The following is a 22,766-nucleotide window of genomic DNA, read 5'->3' on the forward strand; positions in this document are numbered from 1 at the left end:
TTAATTATTGACGTTCTTTTATAGAGATTGGATATGCTTTTGAACGGTCTTCTAACATTGGGTCGGCTGTTTCTATTCCGTCTGTTATGTTATTTGGAATAAAATGTAATTGTTTGTCTGACTCCAAAGTATTTTCTCCAATTTTAGTGATTGTAATTGAACCTAATAGGATGCGTTCTCTTGTGTCTAACCAAGCAATAGAAGGGTCGGCTACAATATCATCGGCATTGGCAATTTGTGCATATAATTTGAACTTAACTGGTTTGTTTGCTAAATGAGTTTTAATTTCCTCGTATAAATAATTTGGACTTGATTTTGCAATTTGTTCTTTACTTAAAAATTGTTCTCCGTCTTCTGGAATAAATTGGTATCTTATAAATTTTGATTCGCCTTTCGCATTTGTGAATTTATATGAATTTACACCATAATATGAAATTGTACCAAAGCTAGTTGTTGCTGGCTTTTGACTAGTCAAAAATGTTTTGGCGATAGGGTGAGTTTCAAAAAATTGTTCCAAAGCTGTTGGTTTTTCAGCATTTGCTCCACTTTTTGCAATTGCACCTAACAATTTAACAAATTCATCTGTATTCGATACGGGAAATCCATTATAACTGTGGGTAACAATATCTGTTGTTACTCCTTTTGGTAAATGAAATTTAATTGCTAATCCTCTTGGATTGGAAAGTCCAATTGTATCGGCGATATTTGGGATTCCTGTAAAATCAGAAAAACGTACCGTTATTGATGTTTTTTTGTTTTGAAATTGAATTGCTTTTGTGATTTTTTTAGCATTTTTATCTGCTTCAAAAAAACCTTCTACAATAATGCCTTTGGCGTGTACAGCTCTTGCGTTAGGGTGTTTTCCAAAAGTTCCGTGCAGAGCTTCCACCATTTGATTAGGTGTTGACTCAGTTTTTGTTGTTTGAGCTTTAATGACTGATGACATTAGTATCATACCAAAAACAATTGAAATTCTAAACTTTTTCATATTTCATATTTTTTAAAAATTAATAATCCGCAAGGTTAGAGAAACCAATTATAAAAAACGGTATCAAAAGTCACCAATCATAAAATTATTATTGTTCGATTTTCTTGTCTTATTTTTTGGTCATTTTCTAATTTTTTCATTAATCTTGAAATTACTTCTCTAGTTGTACCTAAATCCTCTGAAATAATTCTATGCGATATTGAAATTGTTTTTGAATCGCCAAGTTTACTTTTAACTTTTAAATATTTCCAAAGTCGGTCTTCAATTTTATAACAAATAATTTGTTTTGTTGTGTGTAAAAGATCGTTGTAATGTTTCTGAAAATTATCTAAAATTAAGGTGTTAAAAGCTGGGTATTTCATAAGCCATTCTTTTGCTTTTTCAATAGGAATGAGTAGTATTTCTGAACTGTCTTCAGAAATTGCCGAAAAATCTATCGGTTCATTATTGAACAAATGTGCAAAACTAAAAATACAAGATTCGCCTTGACTTATGTAATAAAGTAAAAATTGTAAATTTTCTTCTTGACTATAAACTTTAATATTTCCTTTTAATACAATTGGTAAATAACGTACATTCTGTCCTTGTTTGATTACAAAGTCATTGTTAGCATAATTTTTGGTTATTCCAAACGCTTTAAGTTCATTTATAAGCTCTATGCCAAAGTCAGGCAAGCAAAGTTCTAATGTTTTATTATTCATTTCTTTAGACAGCAGTTTTTTATTTTGCAAACTCAAATTTTGCATCAACAAACATTGAACTTCTTTTACCTCTCAAGTTTTTTTCATCATTGAAACTCCAATAAGCCTTTACTTTTCCATCTTTTGTATTTATTATTTGGCTTACAGTCCATCCATCTTTTTCTATCCAATTTAAGAAATATATATTATCTGTTAATTTTTCATAACTTATGTTTTCATTGCCTTCTGCAACTACTCCTTTATTATCAGTAGTTTTCCAATGTAAAGTGCTATCAGAGATATAAATTACTTCTGCTTTCATTTCAGGAAATGTAATAATTCCTTTTTTTCCAATTAAAACAAAGTCTAATTTGGATTCTTTAATTTCAGTTGTTGAATTTTTATCTGAATTTTGATTGTTACAACTTGTAAAGAATAATCCACTTATAATTATTAATATTCCTATTTTCTTTATCATTTTTCAGTTTATCTACTTAATAATTATTTCAATTTAGTGTTTTTTGCGTCTCGCTTACATTACCGCGAACTTGTATATATACGATACAAACCTTCGTATACACACCCTTATTTGGGTAGATTAGCGAAAGTTTGTTTCGCTTTATTGTTTTTCAAAAGTAGTTAATAAAGATTACAAATCATTAGACTGTATTTAATTCGCTTTCTAAAAATTATTCTATTTTATGAATTTTTTTAAAACCTGCAGTTGTGTTTGCAATGATTCCATTCGTTTTTCATTCTCGGTAAATTGGGTTTTTAGCTCCTTTTCTGTTTCTCGGTGCAATGTTTTGAAAAGCGCTTTGAAAAACTAAAGCTGTAAACTAGCCATGATGGAAGCGGCATCTCCCGATTTAGAAAAACAAGGCTTTCTTGCCGTAGTTTTTCTAAATCGGGAATACAGCGGACAGCAGGAGTGAGGCCGATGAAAAACGGAAAACTGCTGCTCCTAATTTTTCGGATTCTGATAAAAATAAGAAACCCTTTCAGCTAAAAAACTGAAAGGGTTTTGTATAATTTGAAATCTAAAATTCTAGCTTTCCATATATGCTTCGATTGGCGCACAGCTGCAAACTAAATTTCTGTCTCCGTAAGCATCATCGGCTCTGCGAACGCTAGGCCAGAATTTGTTTTCGGCAATGTATTCCAATGGGAAAGCTGCTTGTTCTCTTGTATAAGGGAAATTCCATGTCTCGGTTGTTAGCATGGCTAAAGTGTGAGGAGAATTTTTCAATACATTATTGCTGTCTTCGATTGTTGCAGCTTCGATTTCTTTTCTGATCGAAATCATAGCGTCACAAAAACGGTCTAATTCTTCTAAGTTTTCACTTTCGGTTGGTTCGATCATTAAAGTTCCGGCAACTGGGAAAGATACGGTAGGTGCGTGGAAACCGTAATCCATCAAACGTTTTGCGATATCCGTTACTTCGATGCCTTTTTGTTTGAAAGGACGGCATTCCAAAATCATTTCGTGAGCCGCACGACCCATCTCGCCAGAATATAAAGTGTCGTAATGTCCGTTTAATTTTTCTTTGATGTAATTAGCATTCAAAATAGCGTGTTCTGTAGCGCTTTTTAAACCTTCGGCTCCTAACATTGAAATGTATCCGTAAGAAATCAAACAAACTAAAGCGGAACCCCAAGGTGCAGCAGAAATAGCCGTAATAGCAGTTTCTCCTCCTGTTGGGATTACGGGATTTCCAGGCAAGAAAGGAACTAATTGCGGTGCTACGCAAATAGGACCAACTCCAGGACCTCCGCCTCCGTGAGGAATTGCGAATGTTTTATGTAAGTTTAAGTGACAAACATCGGCACCAATAGTGGCAGGATTTGTTAATCCAACTTGAGCGTTCATGTTGGCACCGTCCATATAAACCTGTCCGCCGTTATCGTGAATAATTTTTGTAATTTCCTGAATAGCACTTTCAAAAACTCCGTGAGTAGATGGATATGTTACCATCAAACAAGATAAATCGTCTTTGTGAAGGATTGCTTTTTCGCGTAAATCTTCTATGTCGATATTTCCGTTTTCTAATGTTTTTGTAACAACTACTTTCATACCGGCCATAGCTGCGGAAGCTGGATTTGTTCCATGAGCTGATGAAGGAATCAAAGCTATATTTCTATGATCGTCTCCACGAGATAAGTGGTACGCACGAATTACCATAAGCCCTGCGTATTCTCCCTGCGCACCAGAATTTGGCTGTAAAGTTGTGCCTGCAAAACCAGTAATAACGTTTAACTGATCTTCTAGTTTTTTCAACATTTCCTGATATCCCTGTGCTTGGTCAAGCGGTGCAAAAGGGTGAATGTTGTTCCAATTTGGGTTGCTTAACGGCAGCATTTCGGCAGCAGCGTTCAATTTCATGGTGCAAGAACCCAGCGAAATCATCGAGTGATTCAATGCTAAATCTTTGCGTTCCAACATTTTGATGTAACGCATCAAAGCAGTCTCCGAATGGTGTTTATTGAAAACATCATGCTCTAAGAAAGCTGATGTTCTGTTTACTGAATCTGGAAAATGATTGATTTCCGTTAATTCAGATATTGTAGTTGCTTTTAATGATAACGCTTCCGCAAAAATCGCAATGATATCATTTACATCAGAAACGCTTGTAGTTTCGTTTAATGAAATCGAGATTGTGTTTTCGTCAACGTAGTAAAAGTTTACTTCGTTAGCTTCGGCAACTGCTTTTATTTTTTTGGCCTCAGCTTTCACTAAAATAGTGTCAAAGAAAGCGGAGTTGATTTGCTGAACGCCTAGTTTTTGTAATTCATTTGCCAAAGTAGCTGCTAATGCATGTACTTTATTAGCTATATATTGCAATCCTTTTGGCCCGTGATATACTGCGTACATTCCTGCCATTACAGAAAGTAAAACCTGTGCAGTACAAATATTTGAAGTCGCTTTATCACGTTTGATGTGCTGCTCACGTGTCTGCAATGCCATACGCAGCGCACGGTTTCCGTTTGTGTCAACGGTTACACCGATGATTCTTCCAGGCATAGAGCGTTTGTATTCTTCTTTGGTCGCAAAATAAGCAGCGTGAGGTCCGCCGTAACCTAACGGAATTCCGAAACGCTGTGTAGTTCCCACTACAACTGCAGCTCCCATTTCTCCAGGAGGCGTTAATTTTGCCAAACTTAAAATATCAGCAGCAACGGCAACTTTAATTTCGTTTGTTGCTGCTTTTTCAATAAAAGCGGTATAATCATAAACTTGTCCGTATTTTCCAGGGTATTGTAAAATAGCTCCGAAGAATTCAGCAGAAAAATCAAATGTTTCGTGGTTTCCAATAATTAGTTCAACTCCAATTGGAGTCGCACGAGTTTGTAAAACTGAAAGGGTTTGAGGTAAAATTTCTTCGGAAACGAAAAATTTATTTACGTTGTTTTTCTTTTGATCGCGGGAACGAACGTCCAGCAATAAAGCCATAGCTTCGGCAGCGGCAGTTCCTTCATCGAGTAAGGAAGCATTTGCGATTTCCATTCCTGTCAACTCAATAACTGTAGTCTGGAAATTTAAGATTGCTTCAAGACGGCCTTGAGCGATTTCAGCTTGGTATGGTGTATAAGCGGTGTACCATCCCGGGTTTTCAAAAACATTTCTTTGAATAACTGCAGGAACAATTGCTGCGTTATATCCTAATCCAATGTAGGTTTTGAAGATTTTATTTTTATTTCCTAATTGTTGAATATGGTTTGAAAACTCATATTCTGTCATTGCCGGATCTAAGTTTAAAGGTGCTTTTAAACGAATGTCGTCAGGAAGTGTTTCGTAAACAAGTTGTTCGATCGATTCAACTCCAATGGTTTTTAACATGTGTTGAAGATCTGTTTCTCTTGGACCAATGTGTCTTAAAGCAAAAGCATCTGTTCTCATTTGTAGCTATCTATTTTTTAAAAAAGAATGTAATCTGCAGAGCATATTCTTTGTTTAAATAAAGTTTATACCAGGATTATTACATTTTACAGTAAATGTGTTGTTTTTTTGTGGCGCAAAATTAAGTATTATTAATAATTTAATGGGTATTTTTAACTTCAATTTTTGTGAAATTTATAACTAAAGAGTTGATTTGTTAATAATTGATTAGATTTAAGAAATGAAACTATTGAGACAGATATTGAATTTTTATTTGAATAGCAGTATTCATGTGGCTTTGTCCTGCTATGCATTGGTGCGGATTACGTTTCATGTATTTCATATTCAGTATGATGAGCCAATGGCTTTGTTTGTTTTTTTTGGAACAATTATGGGGTATAATTTTGTTAAATATGATGCCTTAGTTCGGGTGAAAAAAAAGCCAATGAGAAAGCAATTAAAAATTATTGCTCTTTTGAGTTTAGTTTCTTTGGTTTTAGTAGGCTATTATTTTTTCCAATTAGAAAGAATTACTCAATTGGTTTCTTTTGGAATTCTTGCCATAACGGCATTGTATACGCTTCCTTTTTTTCCAAACAGAAAAAATGCCCGAAACTGGGCTGGAGTAAAAATTTACATTGTTGCTGTTTGCTGGGTGGGAGCGACTTTGGTTTTGCCCTTAATAAATGCAGGAATTCCCTTTACAACAGATTTTTTTATAAAATGCATCCAGCGGTTTATTTTGGTTTTTGTGCTTATTTTAGTTTTTGAGATTCTTGATTTAGCCAATGATGATCCGCATTTGCAGACTGTACCGCAAACGATAGGCGTAAAGCGGACTAAAATTTTAGGATTATCTTTGCTCGTTCCGTTTTGTTTATTGGAATTATTACTGTCTACATTCAATTATAAAGACCTTTTTATTAATATGATTATGGTTGCAATGCTGAGTCTGTTTATTGTCTTTGCTAATACAAACAGATCTAAATATTATACTTCATTTTGGGTCGAAGCAGTACCTATTTTTTGGTGGCTGATGGTGCTTTTTTTGTAATCAATTAATTTTTTTATTTTGCTTCATTTCTTAGGTTGGTTTATTTCTTTTAGAATATTATTTTTTCTGAAAGAAATTGGATTGGTGTCTTTTCAAAAATAAAACATCAAATAGCTTTCCGAAAATTCCATACGGAGTTACATATTCAGTTTGTCTTTCATAGTTGTGATTCCGTTTTCTTCTTCAGGAAAATGTTTCTGTTTTTATTTCTTCGCTTCCACTTTACTTATCTGCAAAATAATTGTGGGAATTTATTATTTTGTTTGGCTTTTATGAGTGAATTTAAAAAGTTTATATTCTTTATCCAGTTATTTTTTAAAATATAATTATATGACAGTCATGTCTTTATGTGTTTGTCGGATTTAATGTTTTTTTATTTAAAATATTATTTTTATTTATGGTTTTTGAAAATACAGATTGAATAAAGTAACTGTTTTATAACTTCTTTTCTTTCTTTGGTAGCGTATAATCTTCACTTTGTAACATTTTCTTACTTAACTCTATCTGTTTGGTATAACTTTAAGATAGAAAAGTGGAGCAGAACCCACTTTAAAAAACGAGGCGGTTCTGAAAAGCCTTACGAGTAAGAAAAATAGAAATACAGAAAATATGTCAGATTTATTAGCAGGTGCTTATTTAGTAAAAGGCACAATCGGAAATGTTGGAACACCTGGTGCTCCTATCGCTACATTTAGTTTAGTAGTTGTGCCATCACAGCACTCGGTATCAGGTACAGTTGTAATTACACAGGCGATAAATGGTCCTGATAGCCATATCGTTGTTCAGGTAACAGGAAAAATATATGCAACAGGATTAGGACAAGTTACAAAAGTAGTTAGTCTTCATGGACAATATGTTCACTCTGTTCCTCCTCCGGCAATTGGTTCTTTCTTAGCAGAATTCAATGCTCATTTGGCTGTTGATAATGCTTGGAACGGACATGGTGGTTTTTCATACTGGAATCATACTGTTGAAAATGTACCAGTTGCATCAATAAATAGTTTAGTTGAGAGCAATTAGTTTTAGTTAATATTTTTGCTAAAGATTTAAAAAGATTACCTGATATTTAGGTAATCTTTTTTTTTCTTTCTCAATAAGTTGACTCATTCTTCAGCTATTTCTTTTAAAACCTTATTTCGTTCCAAAATGAAATTGGTTAGATGTCTTTTTAAAAGAAAGTAATCAAATAATTCTCCAATAATACCAAACGGAGTTTCATATTGCAGTTTGTCTGTCATAATGGTAACTTCGTTTTTTTCTTCAAAAAAATGTTCGTGCTTGAAGGTTTTGAATTTTCCTTCTTCCATTTCATCAACAAAATAGTTGTAAAAAGTCATGGCAGTAATTCGGCTTTTGTGTGTGAGATAAAATCCAAAATGTTTGCCGCACCAAGTTACCGTTTCACCGTAGTTTATTAATCCGGATGTTACACCAGCGATTACTTTTTCTTTGGTTTTGCTGGCTGATTGCTGATGGATGTCGATATTTCTGGCAACATCAAAAACGGTTTGTATAGGTGAGTTAATTTTTGTTGTGAGATGGATTGTTGTCATTTTTAGTTTTCACTTCTTTCTTTAATTACTTTTAAAATATTGTTTTGAATGTCTTTCATTATCCAGTTTCCCCAAATTCCGGCATAAGAATTGAATGTAGTTTTCATTGAAAAATTGCTGTAAAGAATTAATTTATATTGATTTTTAGATATTTTTTCTAATTCATATGTGCCATCCAACATATCAAAATATTCTCCACCAATTAAAATGTGCTCATCTAAAGTTGTAGAAGGAATTTCATAAGTGTTCGCTTTTATTTTAAATTTCATTAATTTTAAATCTTTGTATTCGGTAACTGTTTCATTAAAAATGAGACCTTTTTCAAAAATTGCTTTTCGATAACCACCAATTTCTTGTTTGTCTAACTCGGCTTTGATTGGCTTTGGAAAGCCCAGCCACTTTGTTAAAGTTGAGGAGTCTTCTTTTTCTTTTATTTCTTTAACTGAAGTTACATTATCCCATATTCTTCTATTATTACTGTTTATGATAATCGATGTGTATGTTTTAAAAACTTCAGGATTTAATGTAATACTGTTTTCAATTGGACCGATTACGAAAGGAAGGAAAACTAGTATGGATAGATTTAATCGTTCATTTTTTTCTGTTTTCTTAATTTTAAAATAGCCAGCTATTAATCCGCCGATGGAACCAAAAATTAAAAATAATGGGGAAATCATTATCCAACAGGCCCAGCCTTCTAAACCTATCAAAATTGTTAATGCAATTACTAAAATAATAGGTAGCCATGGTGCAAATATTCTGTACGTTATTGATTTTACTTTTTCAATATTGGAATAATAAATTATTAACGCTCCAATTGCAACAGGAACTAGTATGAAAAAAGTCCAAGTCATTACAGATAAAAAATTATCAAAAATAGAAGCGCCAAATATAACTCGCAGTAATAAGGCGAATAAAACAGGTATTATAATTATTTTTAAATATTTCATAATATTAGGTTTATAAATTAATTGTTCTCTGTTTGAGCTTCTTTAGCTTTTCTTTTTCCTCTAAAAAAGAAATATAAATTCAGGAATAACATTAATCCAAGGTAGATAGAAAATCCTCCAATTTTATAGCTCAAGGCTTCAATAAGTGATTGATAACTGTTGTCATAAATACTCAATTGTAAAATCATTAGTGCAAAACCCAGATTGAGAAGATAGAATCCTGTTTCAAAAAGTTTGTTTGTTGCCTTTGCAATTTCCTCTCTGCCTCTGAAAATATCCAGCATGTAGATTTTTCCGTTTTGAAATAATGTTCTTGAAACATAATAAGTTAAGAAAAGAGCAATTGGTAAATAAATTGCGTAACCGATTAGAATTTTTGTAGTTTCCATAATAATAGGTATTTAAGTGTTATTTAATTAATTTGTGAATGTATTTGGTAATAATTATAATGTTCGTGTAATGCAATGCAGAAATGATAAAAGCGATGATCGCTGTTTTTATCGCTATGACTTCAATAAGATGGTTTGTTGAAAGTATTTTTTCCCACGAAATCAAAGTCATTGCGCAGTAACCAATGTTCAAAAGATAATAGGCCAATAGTAATATTTGATTTATTTTTTGGCATAAATCACTATGATTTGGAATCAATTCTGCGACATAAATATTTCCGTTTTTATAGCAGATTTTACCAACTTTCAGAATAATAAGAGCCGTGATGCAGAGGTAAATAAAATACCCAATGATATTGAAATTCATGATTTTACTTTATTTTAAACTTTCAGAAAAAAATGAAAGTTTTGATTAAATTTTTTTAGTTTGAAATTTACTTCATGATTTTTATAACCAAACGCCCCAACCAGTTTTCGTTGAATTCAGTCATTTTGTCTAACATATTATCGGCTTTTAAAACGAAATCATACAATTTAGTGGTTTGATCAACAAAGTGTTTTTCTTCAGCAGAATCTTTCGATTCAATCGAGGAAACTTCTTTTAAAATTTTAAGGGCAGGCTTAATTTCTCTTTTACTTCTCTCTCTTGCAATTTTTGAAGCCAGTTCATCTAAATCTTTTTCGGCAGTAAAGAATTCTCTGCGTTCTCCTGCTTTATATTCTTTGTAAACAATTCCCCAATCCATCAATGCTCTTAAATTCATACTTGCATTTCCACGGGAAATTTGTAATTCATCCATAATGTCTTCCATAGAAACTGCTTCGTTTGATATCATTAATAAAGCATGAATCTGAGCCATGGTTTTATTAATTCCCCATTGAGAACCTAATGCTCCCCAGGTTTGTACGAATTTATTTTTTGCTTCTTTGAATTCCATTTTGGATTTATTTCCTTTTCTTGAGACAAATGTAAGTAAAAGTTTTTAAACTTTCAAAAATAAATGAAAGTTTATTTGTTTTTTTATTTCTATAATTCGGGGTCCTTAAAATGGTATTTGGTATTGCCAAATAAGATGAATTTGTTTCATCAGCTATAATTGATGTCTCAAAAAAATTCCTTTATAACAGTTATTTATACTTTAGTGACATTATTTTTAATGGAAATGTGGATCGTTCCTGTTCCTTAAAGTTTTATTTCTTGATAAATTCTAAATTCAAACTAAAAAAAAAATAACTATTATGACTACATTTTCATCAAGCCCGAATTTTGCTAATGGCTTTCCAACACCAGGACCGCAAGATCCAACGCCTCAAAAAGTTTTGGATCACATTTTTTTCCTTTCAGAAACTGATTGGAAAATTACTCTAGAGCAAGAGTATTTCGATTTTATTATAATTGGGAGTGGTTTTTGTTCTTTGGCTTTTGCCGAAAGAACTTTAGCTAAAAATCCAACGTATTTGTAAGTTAATTTTTGTAATATTTTTGTTTTATTATATCCTTAATAGTAAGCCTTATTCTACTTCATGTATAAGAATTCCTGTCTTATGTCATTTTGCCTGTTTGTATTTAGATTCGTCTGTAGTTTTATTATCGAAAAGAAAAAGAACAATATTTATTTTCAAGACAGTTTCTTTAAATGGGAATGCGGAGATTGGTTATAACTTTAAAATAGAACATCAAGAATAATTAATAACATAAAAATAAATAAATAAATAATGGAAAGAGATATTAAAATTACCTACACGAATAAATCGATGAACAGGGATCTTCCAACGGTTTTTGTATTTGCTAAAAATGAAATACCAAACTTCGATACATTGAAGGAAGGCGTGGTATGGCGTACCATTCCCAATATAGGGCGAGGTTCATCAAGTAGTTTTGTTTACCCAATCTTTACTGAAGTTGGAGCTACATGGCAAGACGGAATGAATAAGACACAAGTTTTACCATCAGAGATTGGTAAACGTTATACGGTAAGCCAAAATGATACAGGAATTGTTCTTGTTGCAAACGGGAACGCTTCAGATACAAAATCTATTGATGTAAATAATGACGCCAACATAGAAGACGGTGTGAGTGCTTCTTTGTACAAAGACAATAAAGTAATGCTTACAAAAAACATTGTGGGCTTTGGTCAAAAAGCCACTTTTGTACTTAAGCCAAAATTGTATTGGGGCATTGCATCAGAGATTGAAGAAAGTCAGTTAATCAATTCGGAAGTATTGAATACTGATTCCTTTTTCGAACAAGATTTGGAAGGGATAACAGAAGTGAATATCTCCTTGAATGGAAATGCAGAAGAAGGATACACCTTCATGATAGATAGTCAAAAATAAAGTTCATAACTTGTAAAAAGAGAACGTATTCGATTGAGTAGCTACTATCGTCTTTTTAGTAACAGGTAGACATGTCACTAGAAGATCAATTGTTAAGCGTTGTGAATCATTTTTAACTTCTGAATCATCCTAAAATAAGTTGGCACAAAATTCAACATTACAGAATAATATATAAAAAAACCGAAGCATCTCTACTTCGGTTTTCTATTGTTATAAATTTCTAAAAATCTAAACCAACCCCGCTCTCTTCAATAAAGCATCCGGTTTTGGTTCCTGCCCTCTAAAACGTTTGTATAAAATCATAGGATGCTCAGTTCCGCCTTTGGAAAGTACATTTTCTTTGAATTTCTGTGCTACTTCGGTATTAAATATTCCTTCTTCTAGGAAATAATCAAATGCATCAGCATCTAGAACTTCTGCCCATTTGTAACTGTAATATCCAGAAGAATAACCTCCTTGAAAAATATGGGAAAAAGCGGTACTCATTGCATTTTCTTTTACATCAGGATATAATTGGGTAGATGCAAATTGCTCTGTTTCGAATGTTTTGATGTCAGTAATATTCGTTGGATCTTGTCCGTGCCAAGCCATATCCAATAATCCAAAACTCAATTGGCGCATTGTTGCCAAACCTTCTTGAAAACTTGCACTTTCTTTGATTTTTTCTACATATTCCTGAGGGATCACTTCGCCGGTTTCATAATGATGTGCAAATAAAGCCAAAGCTTCCGGTTCGTAACACCAGTTTTCCATAATCTGACTTGGTAATTCTACAAAATCCCAATAAACAGATGTTCCCGAAAGATTTGGATAAACTGTATTAGCCAACATTCCATGCAATCCGTGACCAAATTCATGAAACAAAGTCGTCACTTCGTTAAACGTCAAAAGCGATGGTTTGGTTTCTGTAGGTTTTGTAAAGTTGCAGACATTCGAAATATGTGGTCTTTCGTTTATGCCGTCTTTGATGTATTGCGATTTGAAAGAAGTCATCCAGGCACCGTTTCGTTTGCCTTTTCTTGGAAAGAAATCAGCGTAGAAAACAGCAACTAGTTCGTTGTTTTTGTCTGTCACTTCATAAGTGGTAACTTCGTCGTGGTATTTGTCAATATCAAAAACTTCGGTAAAAGTCAGTCCATACAGTTTTTTAGCAATGGTAAAAGCGCCATTCAATACTTTCTCCAACTGGAAATACGGTTTTAATTTCTCATCATCCAAATTGAACAATTGCTGTTTTAACTTCTCCGAATAATATGCGCTATCCCATTTTTCAAGCTGTTCGATGCCATCAAGTTCTTTGGCGAAAGCCGATAATTGATTAAATTCTTTTTGGGCTGCTGGTTTGGCTTTGGCCAATAAATCATTGGAAAAGGACAATACTTTTTCAGGGCTTTCGGCCATACGCTCTTCAAGGACAAAATGAGCGTGGGTTTTGTATCCCAAAAGATTGGCTCTTTCAAAACGCAGTTTGGCAATTTTCAGAACGATCTCCTGATTGTCAAATTCGTTATTTTGAAAACCTCTGGCGCCAAAAGCAATAGCTATTTTTTTTCGTAATTCGCGGTTGTCTGCATACGTAACAAACGGGATGTAGCTTGGGTAGTCCAAAGTAAAAATCCAGCCTTCTTTTTCTTGGGCTTTCGCCAATGAACGGGCTGCTTCGATTGTTCCTTCCGGTAAACCAGCTAAATGGTTGTAATCGGTTAGATGCAATTCGAAAGCATTGGTTTCTGCTAAAAGATTTTCACCAAATTGCAAGCTCAGTTTCGATAATTCTTTGTCGATTTCCCGTAACTGATTTTTCTTGTCTTCAGGTAAATTGGCTCCATTTCGGGAAAAGCTTTTGTATTGTTTGTCCAGAAGGGTAGCTTGTTCTGGATTTAGTTTCAAAGAATCTCTTTGGTCGTAAACCGTTTTTACCTTGGCAAATAAAGCTGCATTCAAGCGAACGTCATTCCCAAATTCAGATAATAAGGGTGAAACGTCCTGAGCGATTTTTTGCATTTCGTCACTCGTTTCAGCAGAATTTAAATTGAAAAAAATACTTGAAATACGGTCTAAAGTATCTCCGCTGAAAGATAATGCTTCGATTGTGTTTTCAAAAGTAGGATTTTCCTTATTATTTATAATGACGTCAATTTCCGCTTTAGCCAAGACAATTGCTTCTTGAAATGCAGGAAGATAATCTTCGTTATTTATCTTTGAAAATGGTGCAGTATCTAGCTTGGTGTCAAATTTTTGTAGTAATATATTCATAATTCTATGTTCTGTTTTATCTCAAATGATTGATCGTAAAAGGTTTTGTGTTAAGGGTAAAAAACAAGAAAAATATGTTAAAATTTAAAAAAGAAGATGTACTTAATCGATTATTTATATACTTTTGCCGAATAATTAGTTAACGCTAAATTAATTCAGTCGAAAAATAAAACTCTTTTTGTCCCCAAATCGCAAAAGAAATTTATATAAATACCACTATATATTGATAAAATTAAACTCCCCCAAGTTTAGAATTTTACAATATCAAAAAAAGCTCCATTTTCAGGAGCTTTTTTTATTTATTCAAATTTTCAGAAGACTTGTAAACAGCTTCTTTAAGACCTTCTTTGTAAGAAATGATTTTGTCTAAAATAATTTTGTCGGCACTGCCAATAATTTGAGCAGCAAGGATTCCGGCATTTTTTGCTCCGTTTAAGGCTACAGTGGCTACAGGAACACCTCCTGGCATTTGCAAAATAGATAAAACGCTATCCCAGCCATCAATTGAGTTGCTTGATTTTACAGGAACACCAATTACTGGAAGCGGAGACATTGATGCCACCATTCCCGGCAAATGTGCCGCACCTCCGGCTCCGGCTATAATTACGGAGATACCTCGAGTATGGGCATTTTTGCTGAAATCAAATAATTTTTCCGGTGTTCTGTGCGCCGAAACAATATCGACTTCTACAGCTATGTCAAATCCTTTTAAAATGTCTATGGCGTCCTGCATTACCGGCATATCCGATATGCTTCCCATTATTATGGCTACTTTGCTCATTGTTTTTTATTTAAAGATTAAATGATTGAAAGATTTAAAAATTACTACATTAATCTTTAAATTTTTCAATCTTTAAATTTTTTAATTATTGTGAAATCACTCTAATCGTATTCTTGACATCCTCGGCAATCCTTCTTGCTTCGTTTATGTCTTCATTTACTATCGTGACGTGTCCCATTTTTCTAAAAGGACGGGTTTCTTTCTTGCCGTAAATGTGAGGGGTAACTCCATTCCAGCTTAATATTTTCTCAATGTTTTCGTAAATGACATCTCCCGAAAAACCTTCGGCGCCCACTAGGTTTACCATAATTCCCGCTACTTTACTGTCTGTGTTTCCAAGAGGTAAGTCTAGAATGGCACGCAAATGGTTTTCAAATTGCGAAGTAAAGCTGGCTTCAATGGAATAATGGCCTGAATTATGCGGGCGGGGAGCAACTTCATTTACTAGGATTTCATCATCTTCGGTTTGAAACATTTCAACTGCTAAAAGACCAACATGATTAAATTGCTGAGAAACATTTAATGCAATTGCTCTGGCTTTTTCGGCCACTTTATCGTCTATTCGAGCAGGGCAAATTACATATTCAACCTGATTGGCTTCGGGATGAAATTCCATTTCTACCACAGGATATGTTTTTATTTCTCCCTGCGGATTGCGGCACACAATTACTGCCAATTCATTTTTGAAAGGAACCATTGTTTCGGCAATGCACTCTACATTTGGTAAATTTTCCAAATCAGATGTTTGTCTGATGATTTTTACTCCGTTTCCGTCATATCCAAATTCGGTACATTTCCATACAAAAGGAAACTCAATATTAGAATCTACTAAATCAACAACCAGGTCTTTTAAAGTGGCATATCTTTTAAAAGGAGCTGTTGGGATATTGTTTTTGATATAAAAATCTTTCTGAATGCCTTTGTTCTGAATCAATTTCAGCGTTTTTGGCGAAGGATATACTTTTTTGCCTTCGTTTTCTAATTTTTCCAATGCATCAAGATTGACCAATTCAATTTCAAAAGTCAAAACATCTACTTGTTTTCCAAAATTATAAACGGTTTCAAAATCMATTAAATCACCTTGAAAAAAATGATTGCAGGCGATTCTGCTGGGAGCTTCATCACTTGGATCGAGTACATACGTTTGAATGTCAAATTTTCGGGTGTCAAACAACAGCATTTTGCCTAATTGTCCGCCACCGAGTATGCCTAATTTGAAATGGGATGAAAAATAGTTCATTGTGATTGTATTTACTTTGTCTGTTCAGACATATTGCCTTAAGAGTACAAAGATACTTCTTCCTAATCGAATAGGAAAATGCTATTTTATTTTCTTCAAAACTTCTTTGGCGACAGCCTTGTATGCGGCACTGTGATTTGGGAAATCTTTGACAATTATAGTTTTCAATTCGGGGTGTATCCAGTCATAATGTTGTCCCAAAAGATATAAAGTACGCATTGAATACGCTTTGGAAGCTACTTTGGTATCGTTAATCAGCCAGTCAAAAGAGCTTTCTATAATTTCTTCCAAATGTTTTTCGGAAAGAATTACTTTCTTTTCTTTATAATGGGAAAATACCAAAAGCTGGCAGATTTTGGCAATTGGGCGTATGGCGCTTTCGTCTTTAAGGTTTTTGATTTGGGAACAGAAAAAATCCAAATGTGCTGTAAGCCATTCCAATTCCTGGTAAGACACAAATTCCAGAATCCAACAGGCTTTGGATGAATTTTTGTTCGAAATATGAAAACAGAGTTGGATTAACTCAGGAAAAAGTTCCAGATTATTAAGGACTTCATCGGCATATTTTTGCCTATTGGCTCTATGTCCGGTTACATAATCTAAATTTTTTTGGAATTCGGTGACCATCATTTCTGTTTTTGATTTAAAAGTACAAATCAATTGACAATTGTCAAAAGTGAAATCCCTATCTTTGCCAAATATTTTAAAACTTTAAACTGTGATACAACTACACGATAAACAATTTGTTCCGTTTATTTCAGCCAAAGAAATAAACTTTGCTATTGAAAAAATGGTAGCACAAATAGAAGACGATTTTTTTGACGAAACGCCAATTTTTATTGGAGTACTGAATGGTTCTTTTATGGTAGTTTCTGATTTTTTAAAATTATACAAAAAACCCTGCGAAGTTTCATTTATCAAATTGGCTTCCTACGAAGGAACATCCTCTACAGAATCGGTTAAGCAATTAATTGGGTTGAACCAAGATTTAACGGGACGCACAGTAATTGTTATAGAGGATATTATCGATACAGGAAATACATTAGAAGAACTGAAAAAACTGTTTAAAAGCCAAAATGTAAAGCATTTTAAAATCGCCACACTTTTCTTCAAGCCAGATGCATTCAAAAAAGACTTAAAAATTGATTATGTCGGAATTCGAATTCCAAATAAATTCATCGTTGGTTTTGGATTGGATTACGATGGTTTAGGCAGGAATTTACCCGAAGTGTATCAGTTAAAAGAATAACCAAAAGATAACTAAAAATAGTAAAAACCACATATAACAAAGGAATGATTAATATAATTTTATTTGGAAAGCCGGGGGCTGGAAAAGGAACTCAGGCAGAATTTTTAAAAGAAAAATACAAATTAACACATATTTCTACTGGAGATGTTTTTCGCTACAATTTGAAAAACGATACTCCATTAGGAAAAGAAGCAAGAGTTTTTATGGATGCTGGAGATTTGGTTCCAGACGAATTGACAACAAAAATGCTTATTGATGAGGTGAACAAACACTTGGATTCAAACGGAATTTTATTTGACGGTTATCCGAGAACAATTGCGCAAGCCGAAGCACTGGATGCCTTTTTGCCAACTATTGGCTCAAAAGTAAATGGAACTGTTGCTCTGGAAGCCGACGACAATATCTTAGTGGCTAGATTGCTGGAAAGAGGAAAAACCAGCGGAAGAGTAGACGACCAAGATGAAGAAAAAATCAGAAACCGTTACCAGGAATACAATGAAAAAACGGCTCCGCTGATAGGATATTACAAAGGCCAAAATAAGTTTCATGCTGTAAACGGAATAGGAACTATTCAGGAAATTACAGAAAGACTTACTGCGGTTATCGATAATTTATAGGAGCATCTGTTTCGCCAGTTCGCTTTGCTCGTGTCCAGCTGTACGTTTCAAGTCACAGCCATAAAAAAACTATTTTTCTATGTCATAAAAGGAGTTTCCGCCGGTCGCTCTTTTATAACAGGAAAAATTAGTTTTTTATAGCAGCGAGCTTTTCACTTCCATCTGGGCTATTAAAATAAGATTACGCTACAAAGGGATTTCATAAAATCCAATATATAAACGAATTATCTAAACATTGGAAATAGTAATAATATTTTTTCTAATACTCTTAAACGGGGTTTTCTCTATGTCTGAAATCGCATTGATTTCGGCCCGAAAAAACAGATTGGAAACCGCAGCAAAAAAAGGAAATAAAAATGCGCAAGTTGCTTTAGATTTAGCTAATTCGCCCAATAAATTTTTGTCAACAGTACAAATAGGAATCACTCTTATCGGGATACTTACAGGGATTTACAGCGGTGATAAAATCACAGCCGATGTCGAAAATTTTGTAAAAGGATTTCAAATATTGATTCCTTATGCACATTCAATAGCCGTTGGGATTGTTGTTGTCATATTGACATTTTTTTCTTTAGTATTAGGAGAATTATTTCCAAAAAGAATTGGATTAAATTATCCTGAAGGTATTGCCAAAGCTGTTGCATTGCCAATGAAGATAGTTTCTGTAATAACAGCTCCTTTTATATGGCTGTTAACCACTTCGACTGATTTTTTACTGGACATTTTGAGAATAAAGCCTACCGCTGACGGAAAAGTAACCGAGGAAGAGATAAAAGCCATCATTAAAGAAGGTACCGAAGGGGGAGAAGTCCAGGAAATAGAGCAAGATATAGTAGAACGTGTTTTTCATATTGGCGACAGAAAAATCAATTCGTTGATGACACACAGAAAATCGGTAATGCTTTTGCCTTTACACGCTGATAAAAACAAGGTAAAGGAATTTATGCTCAAAGAACTGCACTCCATTTATCCTGTTTATGGTGAAAATCACGATGACATTGTTGGAGTTGTAAATTTGAAAAATATCTTTTCTCATTTTGATAACGAGAGTTTCAATCTGAGAGAAATTATGACCGATGCACCTTTTATGATGGAGCAAACGACTGCTTATAAAGCATTGGAACAATTCAAAAAAACCGGAATTCATTACGCATTGGTTTCCGATGAATATGGAGTTTTTCAAGGGATAATTACATTGAATGATATTCTGGAAGCTCTCGTTGGGAATGCATCTGATTTTTATAAAGATGATTTTAAATTAATCGAGAGAGAAGACGGAACTTGGATGGTAGACGGGCATTATTCACTGCACGATTTCCTAACTTATTTTGAATTGGATGATTTGATAAATGATTATGAAGTGACCACAGTAAGCGGATTAATAATGACCGAATTGTCACATATCCCAAAAGAAGGAGAAAAGCTAATTTGGCAAAAATTTGTGTTAGAGGTTATCGATATGGATGGCGTGAAGATTGATAAAGTGTTGGTAAAAGCACTTAAAGAGTAGAGAAAATTTGTTTAAAGTTTCAGGTTTTAAGTTGGTTGAAGTTCGACTAACCTGAAGCCTGAAACCTGAAACTATATATAAATAAGGAAAAATGACAGAGGGAAATTTTGTAGATTACGTAAAAATTTATGTTTCTTCCGGTAAAGGGGGAAAGGGGTCTACGCATTTGCATAGAGAAAAATTTATTGAAAAAGGCGGACCAGACGGTGGTGATGGCGGACGGGGAGGACACGTTTATCTAGTGGGAAATAAAGGACTATGGACTTTGTTTCACTTAAAATTTGCCCGTCATATCAAAGCAGGCCACGGAGGTGACGGAGGAGGTGACAGAAGTACTGGTGCTGACGGAGATGATAAATACATTGAAGTTCCATTGGGAACCGTTGTAAAAGATAAAGAAACTGGTGAAACATTATTCGAAATTACCGAAGACGGAGAAAAGAGAATTCTTTGTAAGGGAGGAAAAGGAGGTTTAGGTAACTGGCACTTTAGGAGCTCGACTAATCAAACGCCGCGTTATTCACAGCCAGGTTTGCCAGGTTTGGAAATGGATGTAATTTTGGAACTAAAAGTGTTGGCCGATGTTGGTTTAGTGGGTTTTCCAAATGCTGGAAAATCAACTTTATTGTCGGTATTGACATCTGCAAAACCAAAAATCGCCGATTATCCTTTTACGACTTTAAAACCTAATCTTGGGATTGTAGCTTACAGAGATTTTCAATCGTTTGTAATTGCCGATATTCCTGGAATTATCGAAGGTGCTGCCGAAGGAAAAGGATTGGGACATTATTTCCTGCGACATATAGAACGTAATTCAACTTTACTGTTTTTAGTTCCTGTTGACACTCCAAACATTAAGGAAGAGTATGATATCTTGGTAAATGAATTGACCAAATACAATCCAGAGATGCTGGATAAAGAGCGTTTATTGGTGATTTCAAAAATAGATATGCTGGACGATGAATTGAAAGCCGAATTGAAAACACAATTAGATGTAGAATTCAAAGGTATTCCTTATTTGTTTATTTCATCGGTTGCACAACAAGGCTTGACTGAATTGAAAGATAAATTATGGAAAATGCTGAATGAGTAAAAAATAGATTTTACAATAAAAGACCCCGCTTCGTTATTAATGAAGCGGGGTTTCTTTTTAATTTAAAATTTGAATTCTATCAAAAATATTGTTGTGAAAACGGAACTGCATGAGGGATGGAAATGGCATCTCCCGATTTAGAAAAACAAGGCTTTTTTGCCGTAGTTTTTGTTAATCGGGAATATAATGGACAGCCCGACCCTTGGGTCATGCCCAAATTATGAATATTTTATTTGTCATTATAAGTGTCAAATAAAAACTGCAGGGTTTCATTGATATTATTGGCTTGTATTTTAGGGTATTTTGTTGGGGAATTCAGCCAATTATCAATGATTAAATCAAAATTCTCACCTACATCGTACAGTACGGGAACACCTAGTTTTTTGAGAGCCGCAGCATTGCATTCTTGCTCATAATGTTTTCGGATAGGAATTGAAAGTATTTTTTTGCCCAGATATAATGCTTCAGCAGGTGTTTCGAAGCCTCCTCCAGTAATAATTCCTTCACAGTTTATGAGACTTTTGTTGAAGAAAGCTTGATTGACAGGGTAGTAAGTGATGTTTTTTATGGTGTGCTTGGTTTGTATGTTATTTAAAAACCAATGAAATTTTAGATTAGGAAGTTTATTGAAGGCTTTTTCTAAACAATCCTGCTGAAAAGAGGGGAGATAGACGGTGATATGGTCCTTGTTTTTGGGTGTGGTATTTACAATTTCATCTTTGATAATGGGCGGAAAGATAAAATCATCGTATTTGTCAAAATGCAGGCCGATGTGTTTTGGTGAAGGAGCATAATGTTTGAGGATCATTTCGCCCATAAGATCCTTTTTTTCGGGCCTTGGAGTTAAAGGAGATATAAAGCTGGCTTGATGGCCAAATTGTACGGAATGTACTTTTTGCATTTTGCACGCCAGTGAAGTAATGGAATCAAAATCGTTGATGACAACATCATAGTTTTTTAGAGGCAGTATATCGGCATCCTTATATATTTGCCTTGGTTTCACATTCCTCACGATGTCCCAGTAATTCAAGCCTCCGCACTTGCTGTAATGGAGACTGCATCCTGCACTCTTAAATTTTATGGGCAAATTAATATCAAGGCTGGCATTGTTACCGCTTAAAAAGAAATCAACCTCCCCAAATTTTTGCAGGTAAGGATATAATTGTATGGCTCTGCTAATGTGTCCGTTGCCTGTTGCCTGAATTGCGTAAAATATTTTCATTGCTTACTGTTTAGGGTTTTCAGGAAAGAATTTTGTTGACAATGTCGTTTATCACTTTTTCCTCAGTGGAATCAGAGCCTGTGTAGTGTTCTTTTTTATAATTGTAAAGGCTCCATTTTTGTTTTTTGTATTCTAATGCCGTAAGGTTTTCTATCCAATCGCCACTATTTAAATACAATACTTTTCCGTGTTCGTTTTCAATTTCTTTCATTTGGGGTTTGTGAATATGTCCGCAAACAACATAACTGTATTTTTTTTGGATGGCGATTTCGGCGGCAGTAGTTTCAAAATTAGATACGAAGGAAACAGCTTTCTTGACACTGTCTTTTATCATTTTGGAATAGCTTCTTTTTTCTTTGCCTAAGAGTCCCAAAAACCAATTGATCAAACTGTTGATTAAGATTAGTAAATCATAGCCTTTTCCGCCTAGTTTGGCCAATATTTTAGCATAGCCTTGGGTCGAAGAATCGAATACGTCACCGTGAAAAATCCAAGTTTTTTTCCCGTCTAAATCGAGAATAAGTTTATCGACCAATTCAAAATTTCCCAAAATAAAATCGGAATATTTTCGTAAAGCTTCATCGTGGTTTCCAGTAATGTAGATTACTCGAGTGCCTAGGTTCGACATTTTGATGATTTGCCTCAATACATTCATGTGTGATGCGGGGAAATAGCTTTTGGTAAAACTCCACATGTCAATGATATCTCCATTTAAAACCAATGTGTGAGGGTTTATTGATTTTAAATACTGCAGTAATTCTTTGGCTTGGCATCCGTAAGTGCCTAAATGAACATCACTTATAACGACTAACGGAATTTTTCTTCGTCTTTTCATTTTTAGTTTTTACGAAAGTAAAACCGCTATGTTATCCCAATGTGTTCTCAGTATTATTTGTGTATAAAAAAACCGTCGAGTTATTGGAATAGACTGCACCCAAATAATTAGATATTATCTGGGGGCAGTTCAGAA

The 22,766-nt window shown here is 34.1% G+C and carries 23 protein-coding genes; 8 read left to right on the forward strand and 15 right to left on the reverse strand.

What is annotated here, in order from left to right; all coding sequences use genetic code 11:
- Nucleotides 1-4: 4 nt before the first annotated feature.
- The 4 genes from AC1DVP_RS08965 to gcvP all read right to left on the reverse strand — a co-directional run bounded on the left by AC1DVP_RS08965 (nucleotide 5) and on the right by gcvP (nucleotide 5,566).
- On the reverse strand, nucleotides 5-988 hold the full coding sequence (locus AC1DVP_RS08965; protein ID WP_477183158.1) for a catalase family peroxidase: 984 nt from the start codon (nucleotides 986-988) through the stop codon (nucleotides 5-7).
- A 77-nt stretch (nucleotides 989-1,065) separates the two neighbouring features.
- Nucleotides 1,066-1,689 carry a Crp/Fnr family transcriptional regulator gene (locus AC1DVP_RS08970; RefSeq protein WP_477183159.1) on the reverse strand — a complete coding sequence of 208 codons (624 nt, stop codon included), beginning with the start codon at nucleotides 1,687-1,689 and terminating at the stop codon, nucleotides 1,066-1,068.
- 19 nt (nucleotides 1,690-1,708) lie between these two features.
- On the reverse strand, nucleotides 1,709-2,146 hold the full coding sequence (locus tag AC1DVP_RS08975; RefSeq protein ID WP_477183160.1) for a MoaF-related domain-containing protein: 438 nt from the start codon (nucleotides 2,144-2,146) through the stop codon (nucleotides 1,709-1,711).
- A 570-nt stretch (nucleotides 2,147-2,716) separates the two neighbouring features.
- The gene (gene gcvP, locus AC1DVP_RS08980) at nucleotides 2,717-5,566 is read right to left on the reverse strand and encodes an aminomethyl-transferring glycine dehydrogenase (RefSeq protein WP_477183161.1); all 2,850 of its coding nucleotides are present in this window, start codon (nucleotides 5,564-5,566) and stop codon (nucleotides 2,717-2,719) included.
- Between the two features lie 220 nt (nucleotides 5,567-5,786).
- Between gcvP and AC1DVP_RS08985 the strand changes: the two genes are divergently transcribed.
- Nucleotides 5,787-6,599 (forward strand): UbiA prenyltransferase family protein, encoded by an 813-nt coding sequence (locus AC1DVP_RS08985; RefSeq protein WP_477183162.1) that lies wholly within the window; start codon nucleotides 5,787-5,789, stop codon nucleotides 6,597-6,599.
- Nucleotides 6,600-7,208: 609 nt separating this feature from the next.
- Nucleotides 7,209-7,619: a DUF1842 domain-containing protein gene (locus AC1DVP_RS08990; protein ID WP_477183163.1), complete on the forward strand. Its 411-nt coding sequence runs from the start codon at nucleotides 7,209-7,211 to the stop codon at nucleotides 7,617-7,619.
- An 83-nt stretch (nucleotides 7,620-7,702) separates the two neighbouring features.
- On the opposite strand, the gene AC1DVP_RS08995 is transcribed toward AC1DVP_RS08990, so the two are convergent.
- The 5 genes from AC1DVP_RS08995 to AC1DVP_RS09015 all read right to left on the reverse strand — a co-directional run bounded on the left by AC1DVP_RS08995 (nucleotide 7,703) and on the right by AC1DVP_RS09015 (nucleotide 10,429).
- Nucleotides 7,703-8,152: an SRPBCC family protein gene (locus AC1DVP_RS08995; RefSeq protein ID WP_477183164.1), complete on the reverse strand. Its 450-nt coding sequence runs from the start codon at nucleotides 8,150-8,152 to the stop codon at nucleotides 7,703-7,705.
- 2 nt (nucleotides 8,153-8,154) lie between these two features.
- Entirely contained in the window at nucleotides 8,155-9,102 is a 948-nt protein-coding gene (locus AC1DVP_RS09000) for a hypothetical protein (protein ID WP_477183165.1), read from the reverse strand.
- Nucleotides 9,103-9,119: 17 nt separating this feature from the next.
- The gene (locus tag AC1DVP_RS09005; RefSeq protein WP_477183166.1) at nucleotides 9,120-9,491 is read right to left on the reverse strand and encodes a hypothetical protein; all 372 of its coding nucleotides are present in this window, start codon (nucleotides 9,489-9,491) and stop codon (nucleotides 9,120-9,122) included.
- A 19-nt stretch (nucleotides 9,492-9,510) separates the two neighbouring features.
- Complete coding sequence (locus AC1DVP_RS09010; RefSeq protein WP_477183167.1) at nucleotides 9,511-9,858, reverse strand: hypothetical protein; 348 nt, start codon at nucleotides 9,856-9,858, stop codon at nucleotides 9,511-9,513.
- 67 nt (nucleotides 9,859-9,925) lie between these two features.
- Nucleotides 9,926-10,429, reverse strand: a complete 504-nt coding sequence (locus tag AC1DVP_RS09015; protein ID WP_477183168.1) for a GbsR/MarR family transcriptional regulator — start codon at nucleotides 10,427-10,429, stop codon at nucleotides 9,926-9,928.
- Nucleotides 10,430-10,730: 301 nt separating this feature from the next.
- Between AC1DVP_RS09015 and AC1DVP_RS09020 the strand changes: the two genes are divergently transcribed.
- Nucleotides 10,731-10,955, forward strand: a complete 225-nt coding sequence (locus AC1DVP_RS09020; protein ID WP_477183169.1) for a hypothetical protein — start codon at nucleotides 10,731-10,733, stop codon at nucleotides 10,953-10,955.
- A gap of 252 nt (nucleotides 10,956-11,207) precedes the next feature.
- On the forward strand, nucleotides 11,208-11,828 hold the full coding sequence (locus tag AC1DVP_RS09025; RefSeq protein ID WP_477183170.1) for a hypothetical protein: 621 nt from the start codon (nucleotides 11,208-11,210) through the stop codon (nucleotides 11,826-11,828).
- A gap of 228 nt (nucleotides 11,829-12,056) precedes the next feature.
- On the opposite strand, the gene AC1DVP_RS09030 is transcribed toward AC1DVP_RS09025, so the two are convergent.
- From AC1DVP_RS09030 to AC1DVP_RS09045, 4 genes are all read right to left on the reverse strand, one after another.
- Nucleotides 12,057-14,084 (reverse strand): M3 family metallopeptidase, encoded by a 2,028-nt coding sequence (locus tag AC1DVP_RS09030; protein ID WP_477183171.1) that lies wholly within the window; start codon nucleotides 14,082-14,084, stop codon nucleotides 12,057-12,059.
- A gap of 295 nt (nucleotides 14,085-14,379) precedes the next feature.
- Nucleotides 14,380-14,865 carry a 5-(carboxyamino)imidazole ribonucleotide mutase gene (gene purE / locus AC1DVP_RS09035; RefSeq protein ID WP_477183172.1) on the reverse strand — a complete coding sequence of 162 codons (486 nt, stop codon included), beginning with the start codon at nucleotides 14,863-14,865 and terminating at the stop codon, nucleotides 14,380-14,382.
- Nucleotides 14,866-14,950: 85 nt separating this feature from the next.
- Nucleotides 14,951-16,105, reverse strand: a complete 1,155-nt coding sequence (locus AC1DVP_RS09040; RefSeq protein ID WP_477183173.1) for a 5-(carboxyamino)imidazole ribonucleotide synthase — start codon at nucleotides 16,103-16,105, stop codon at nucleotides 14,951-14,953.
- Between the two features lie 81 nt (nucleotides 16,106-16,186).
- Entirely contained in the window at nucleotides 16,187-16,735 is a 549-nt protein-coding gene (locus AC1DVP_RS09045) for a hypothetical protein (RefSeq protein ID WP_477183174.1), read from the reverse strand.
- 88 nt (nucleotides 16,736-16,823) lie between these two features.
- Between AC1DVP_RS09045 and hpt the strand changes: the two genes are divergently transcribed.
- The 4 genes from hpt to obgE all read left to right on the forward strand — a co-directional run bounded on the left by hpt (nucleotide 16,824) and on the right by obgE (nucleotide 20,574).
- Nucleotides 16,824-17,354 carry a hypoxanthine phosphoribosyltransferase gene (gene hpt, locus AC1DVP_RS09050; RefSeq protein WP_219316764.1) on the forward strand — a complete coding sequence of 177 codons (531 nt, stop codon included), beginning with the start codon at nucleotides 16,824-16,826 and terminating at the stop codon, nucleotides 17,352-17,354.
- A gap of 44 nt (nucleotides 17,355-17,398) precedes the next feature.
- A complete protein-coding gene (locus AC1DVP_RS09055) occupies nucleotides 17,399-17,971 on the forward strand; it encodes an adenylate kinase (protein WP_477183175.1) in 573 nt (190 codons plus the stop codon).
- 286 nt (nucleotides 17,972-18,257) lie between these two features.
- Entirely contained in the window at nucleotides 18,258-19,481 is a 1,224-nt protein-coding gene (locus AC1DVP_RS09060; RefSeq protein ID WP_477183176.1) for a hemolysin family protein, read from the forward strand.
- A 91-nt stretch (nucleotides 19,482-19,572) separates the two neighbouring features.
- Complete coding sequence (obgE, locus tag AC1DVP_RS09065; RefSeq protein WP_477183177.1) at nucleotides 19,573-20,574, forward strand: GTPase ObgE; 1,002 nt, start codon at nucleotides 19,573-19,575, stop codon at nucleotides 20,572-20,574.
- Between the two features lie 229 nt (nucleotides 20,575-20,803).
- On the opposite strand, the gene AC1DVP_RS09070 is transcribed toward obgE, so the two are convergent.
- A complete protein-coding gene (locus AC1DVP_RS09070; protein ID WP_477183178.1) occupies nucleotides 20,804-21,796 on the reverse strand; it encodes a glycosyltransferase family protein in 993 nt (330 codons plus the stop codon).
- Nucleotides 21,797-21,815: 19 nt separating this feature from the next.
- Nucleotides 21,816-22,631, reverse strand: a complete 816-nt coding sequence (locus AC1DVP_RS09075; RefSeq protein ID WP_477183179.1) for a UDP-2,3-diacylglucosamine diphosphatase — start codon at nucleotides 22,629-22,631, stop codon at nucleotides 21,816-21,818.
- Between the last annotated feature and the right edge of the window lie 135 nt (nucleotides 22,632-22,766).

It is taken from the genome of Flavobacterium sp. P3_A6 (assembly GCF_056403035.1).

What these genes read in the sequence shown, in the direction of transcription:
- AC1DVP_RS09025 (WP_477183170.1), top strand. Translation starts at nt 11,208, where the DNA reads ATGGAAAGAGATATTAAAATTACCTACACGAATAAATCGATGAACAGG.
- AC1DVP_RS09075 (WP_477183179.1), bottom strand. Translation starts at nt 22,631, where the DNA reads ATGAAAAGACGAAGAAAAATTCCGTTAGTCGTTATAAGTGATGTTCAT.
- AC1DVP_RS09020 (WP_477183169.1), top strand. Translation starts at nt 10,731, where the DNA reads ATGACTACATTTTCATCAAGCCCGAATTTTGCTAATGGCTTTCCAACA.
- AC1DVP_RS09000 (WP_477183165.1), bottom strand. Translation starts at nt 9,102, where the DNA reads ATGAAATATTTAAAAATAATTATAATACCTGTTTTATTCGCCTTATTA.
- AC1DVP_RS08990 (WP_477183163.1), top strand. Translation starts at nt 7,209, where the DNA reads ATGTCAGATTTATTAGCAGGTGCTTATTTAGTAAAAGGCACAATCGGA.
- purE (WP_477183172.1), bottom strand. Translation starts at nt 14,865, where the DNA reads ATGAGCAAAGTAGCCATAATAATGGGAAGCATATCGGATATGCCGGTA.
- AC1DVP_RS08975 (WP_477183160.1), bottom strand. Translation starts at nt 2,146, where the DNA reads ATGATAAAGAAAATAGGAATATTAATAATTATAAGTGGATTATTCTTT.
- AC1DVP_RS09010 (WP_477183167.1), bottom strand. Translation starts at nt 9,858, where the DNA reads ATGAATTTCAATATCATTGGGTATTTTATTTACCTCTGCATCACGGCT.
- AC1DVP_RS09005 (WP_477183166.1), bottom strand. Translation starts at nt 9,491, where the DNA reads ATGGAAACTACAAAAATTCTAATCGGTTACGCAATTTATTTACCAATT.
- AC1DVP_RS09030 (WP_477183171.1), bottom strand. Translation starts at nt 14,084, where the DNA reads ATGAATATATTACTACAAAAATTTGACACCAAGCTAGATACTGCACCA.
- AC1DVP_RS09055 (WP_477183175.1), top strand. Translation starts at nt 17,399, where the DNA reads ATGATTAATATAATTTTATTTGGAAAGCCGGGGGCTGGAAAAGGAACT.
- AC1DVP_RS08995 (WP_477183164.1), bottom strand. Translation starts at nt 8,152, where the DNA reads ATGACAACAATCCATCTCACAACAAAAATTAACTCACCTATACAAACC.
- AC1DVP_RS08970 (WP_477183159.1), bottom strand. Translation starts at nt 1,689, where the DNA reads ATGAATAATAAAACATTAGAACTTTGCTTGCCTGACTTTGGCATAGAG.
- AC1DVP_RS09060 (WP_477183176.1), top strand. Translation starts at nt 18,258, where the DNA reads ATGTCTGAAATCGCATTGATTTCGGCCCGAAAAAACAGATTGGAAACC.
- gcvP (WP_477183161.1), bottom strand. Translation starts at nt 5,566, where the DNA reads ATGAGAACAGATGCTTTTGCTTTAAGACACATTGGTCCAAGAGAAACA.
- AC1DVP_RS09045 (WP_477183174.1), bottom strand. Translation starts at nt 16,735, where the DNA reads ATGATGGTCACCGAATTCCAAAAAAATTTAGATTATGTAACCGGACAT.
- obgE (WP_477183177.1), top strand. Translation starts at nt 19,573, where the DNA reads ATGACAGAGGGAAATTTTGTAGATTACGTAAAAATTTATGTTTCTTCC.
- AC1DVP_RS08965 (WP_477183158.1), bottom strand. Translation starts at nt 988, where the DNA reads ATGAAAAAGTTTAGAATTTCAATTGTTTTTGGTATGATACTAATGTCA.
- AC1DVP_RS09070 (WP_477183178.1), bottom strand. Translation starts at nt 21,796, where the DNA reads ATGAAAATATTTTACGCAATTCAGGCAACAGGCAACGGACACATTAGC.
- AC1DVP_RS09015 (WP_477183168.1), bottom strand. Translation starts at nt 10,429, where the DNA reads ATGGAATTCAAAGAAGCAAAAAATAAATTCGTACAAACCTGGGGAGCA.
- AC1DVP_RS08985 (WP_477183162.1), top strand. Translation starts at nt 5,787, where the DNA reads ATGAAACTATTGAGACAGATATTGAATTTTTATTTGAATAGCAGTATT.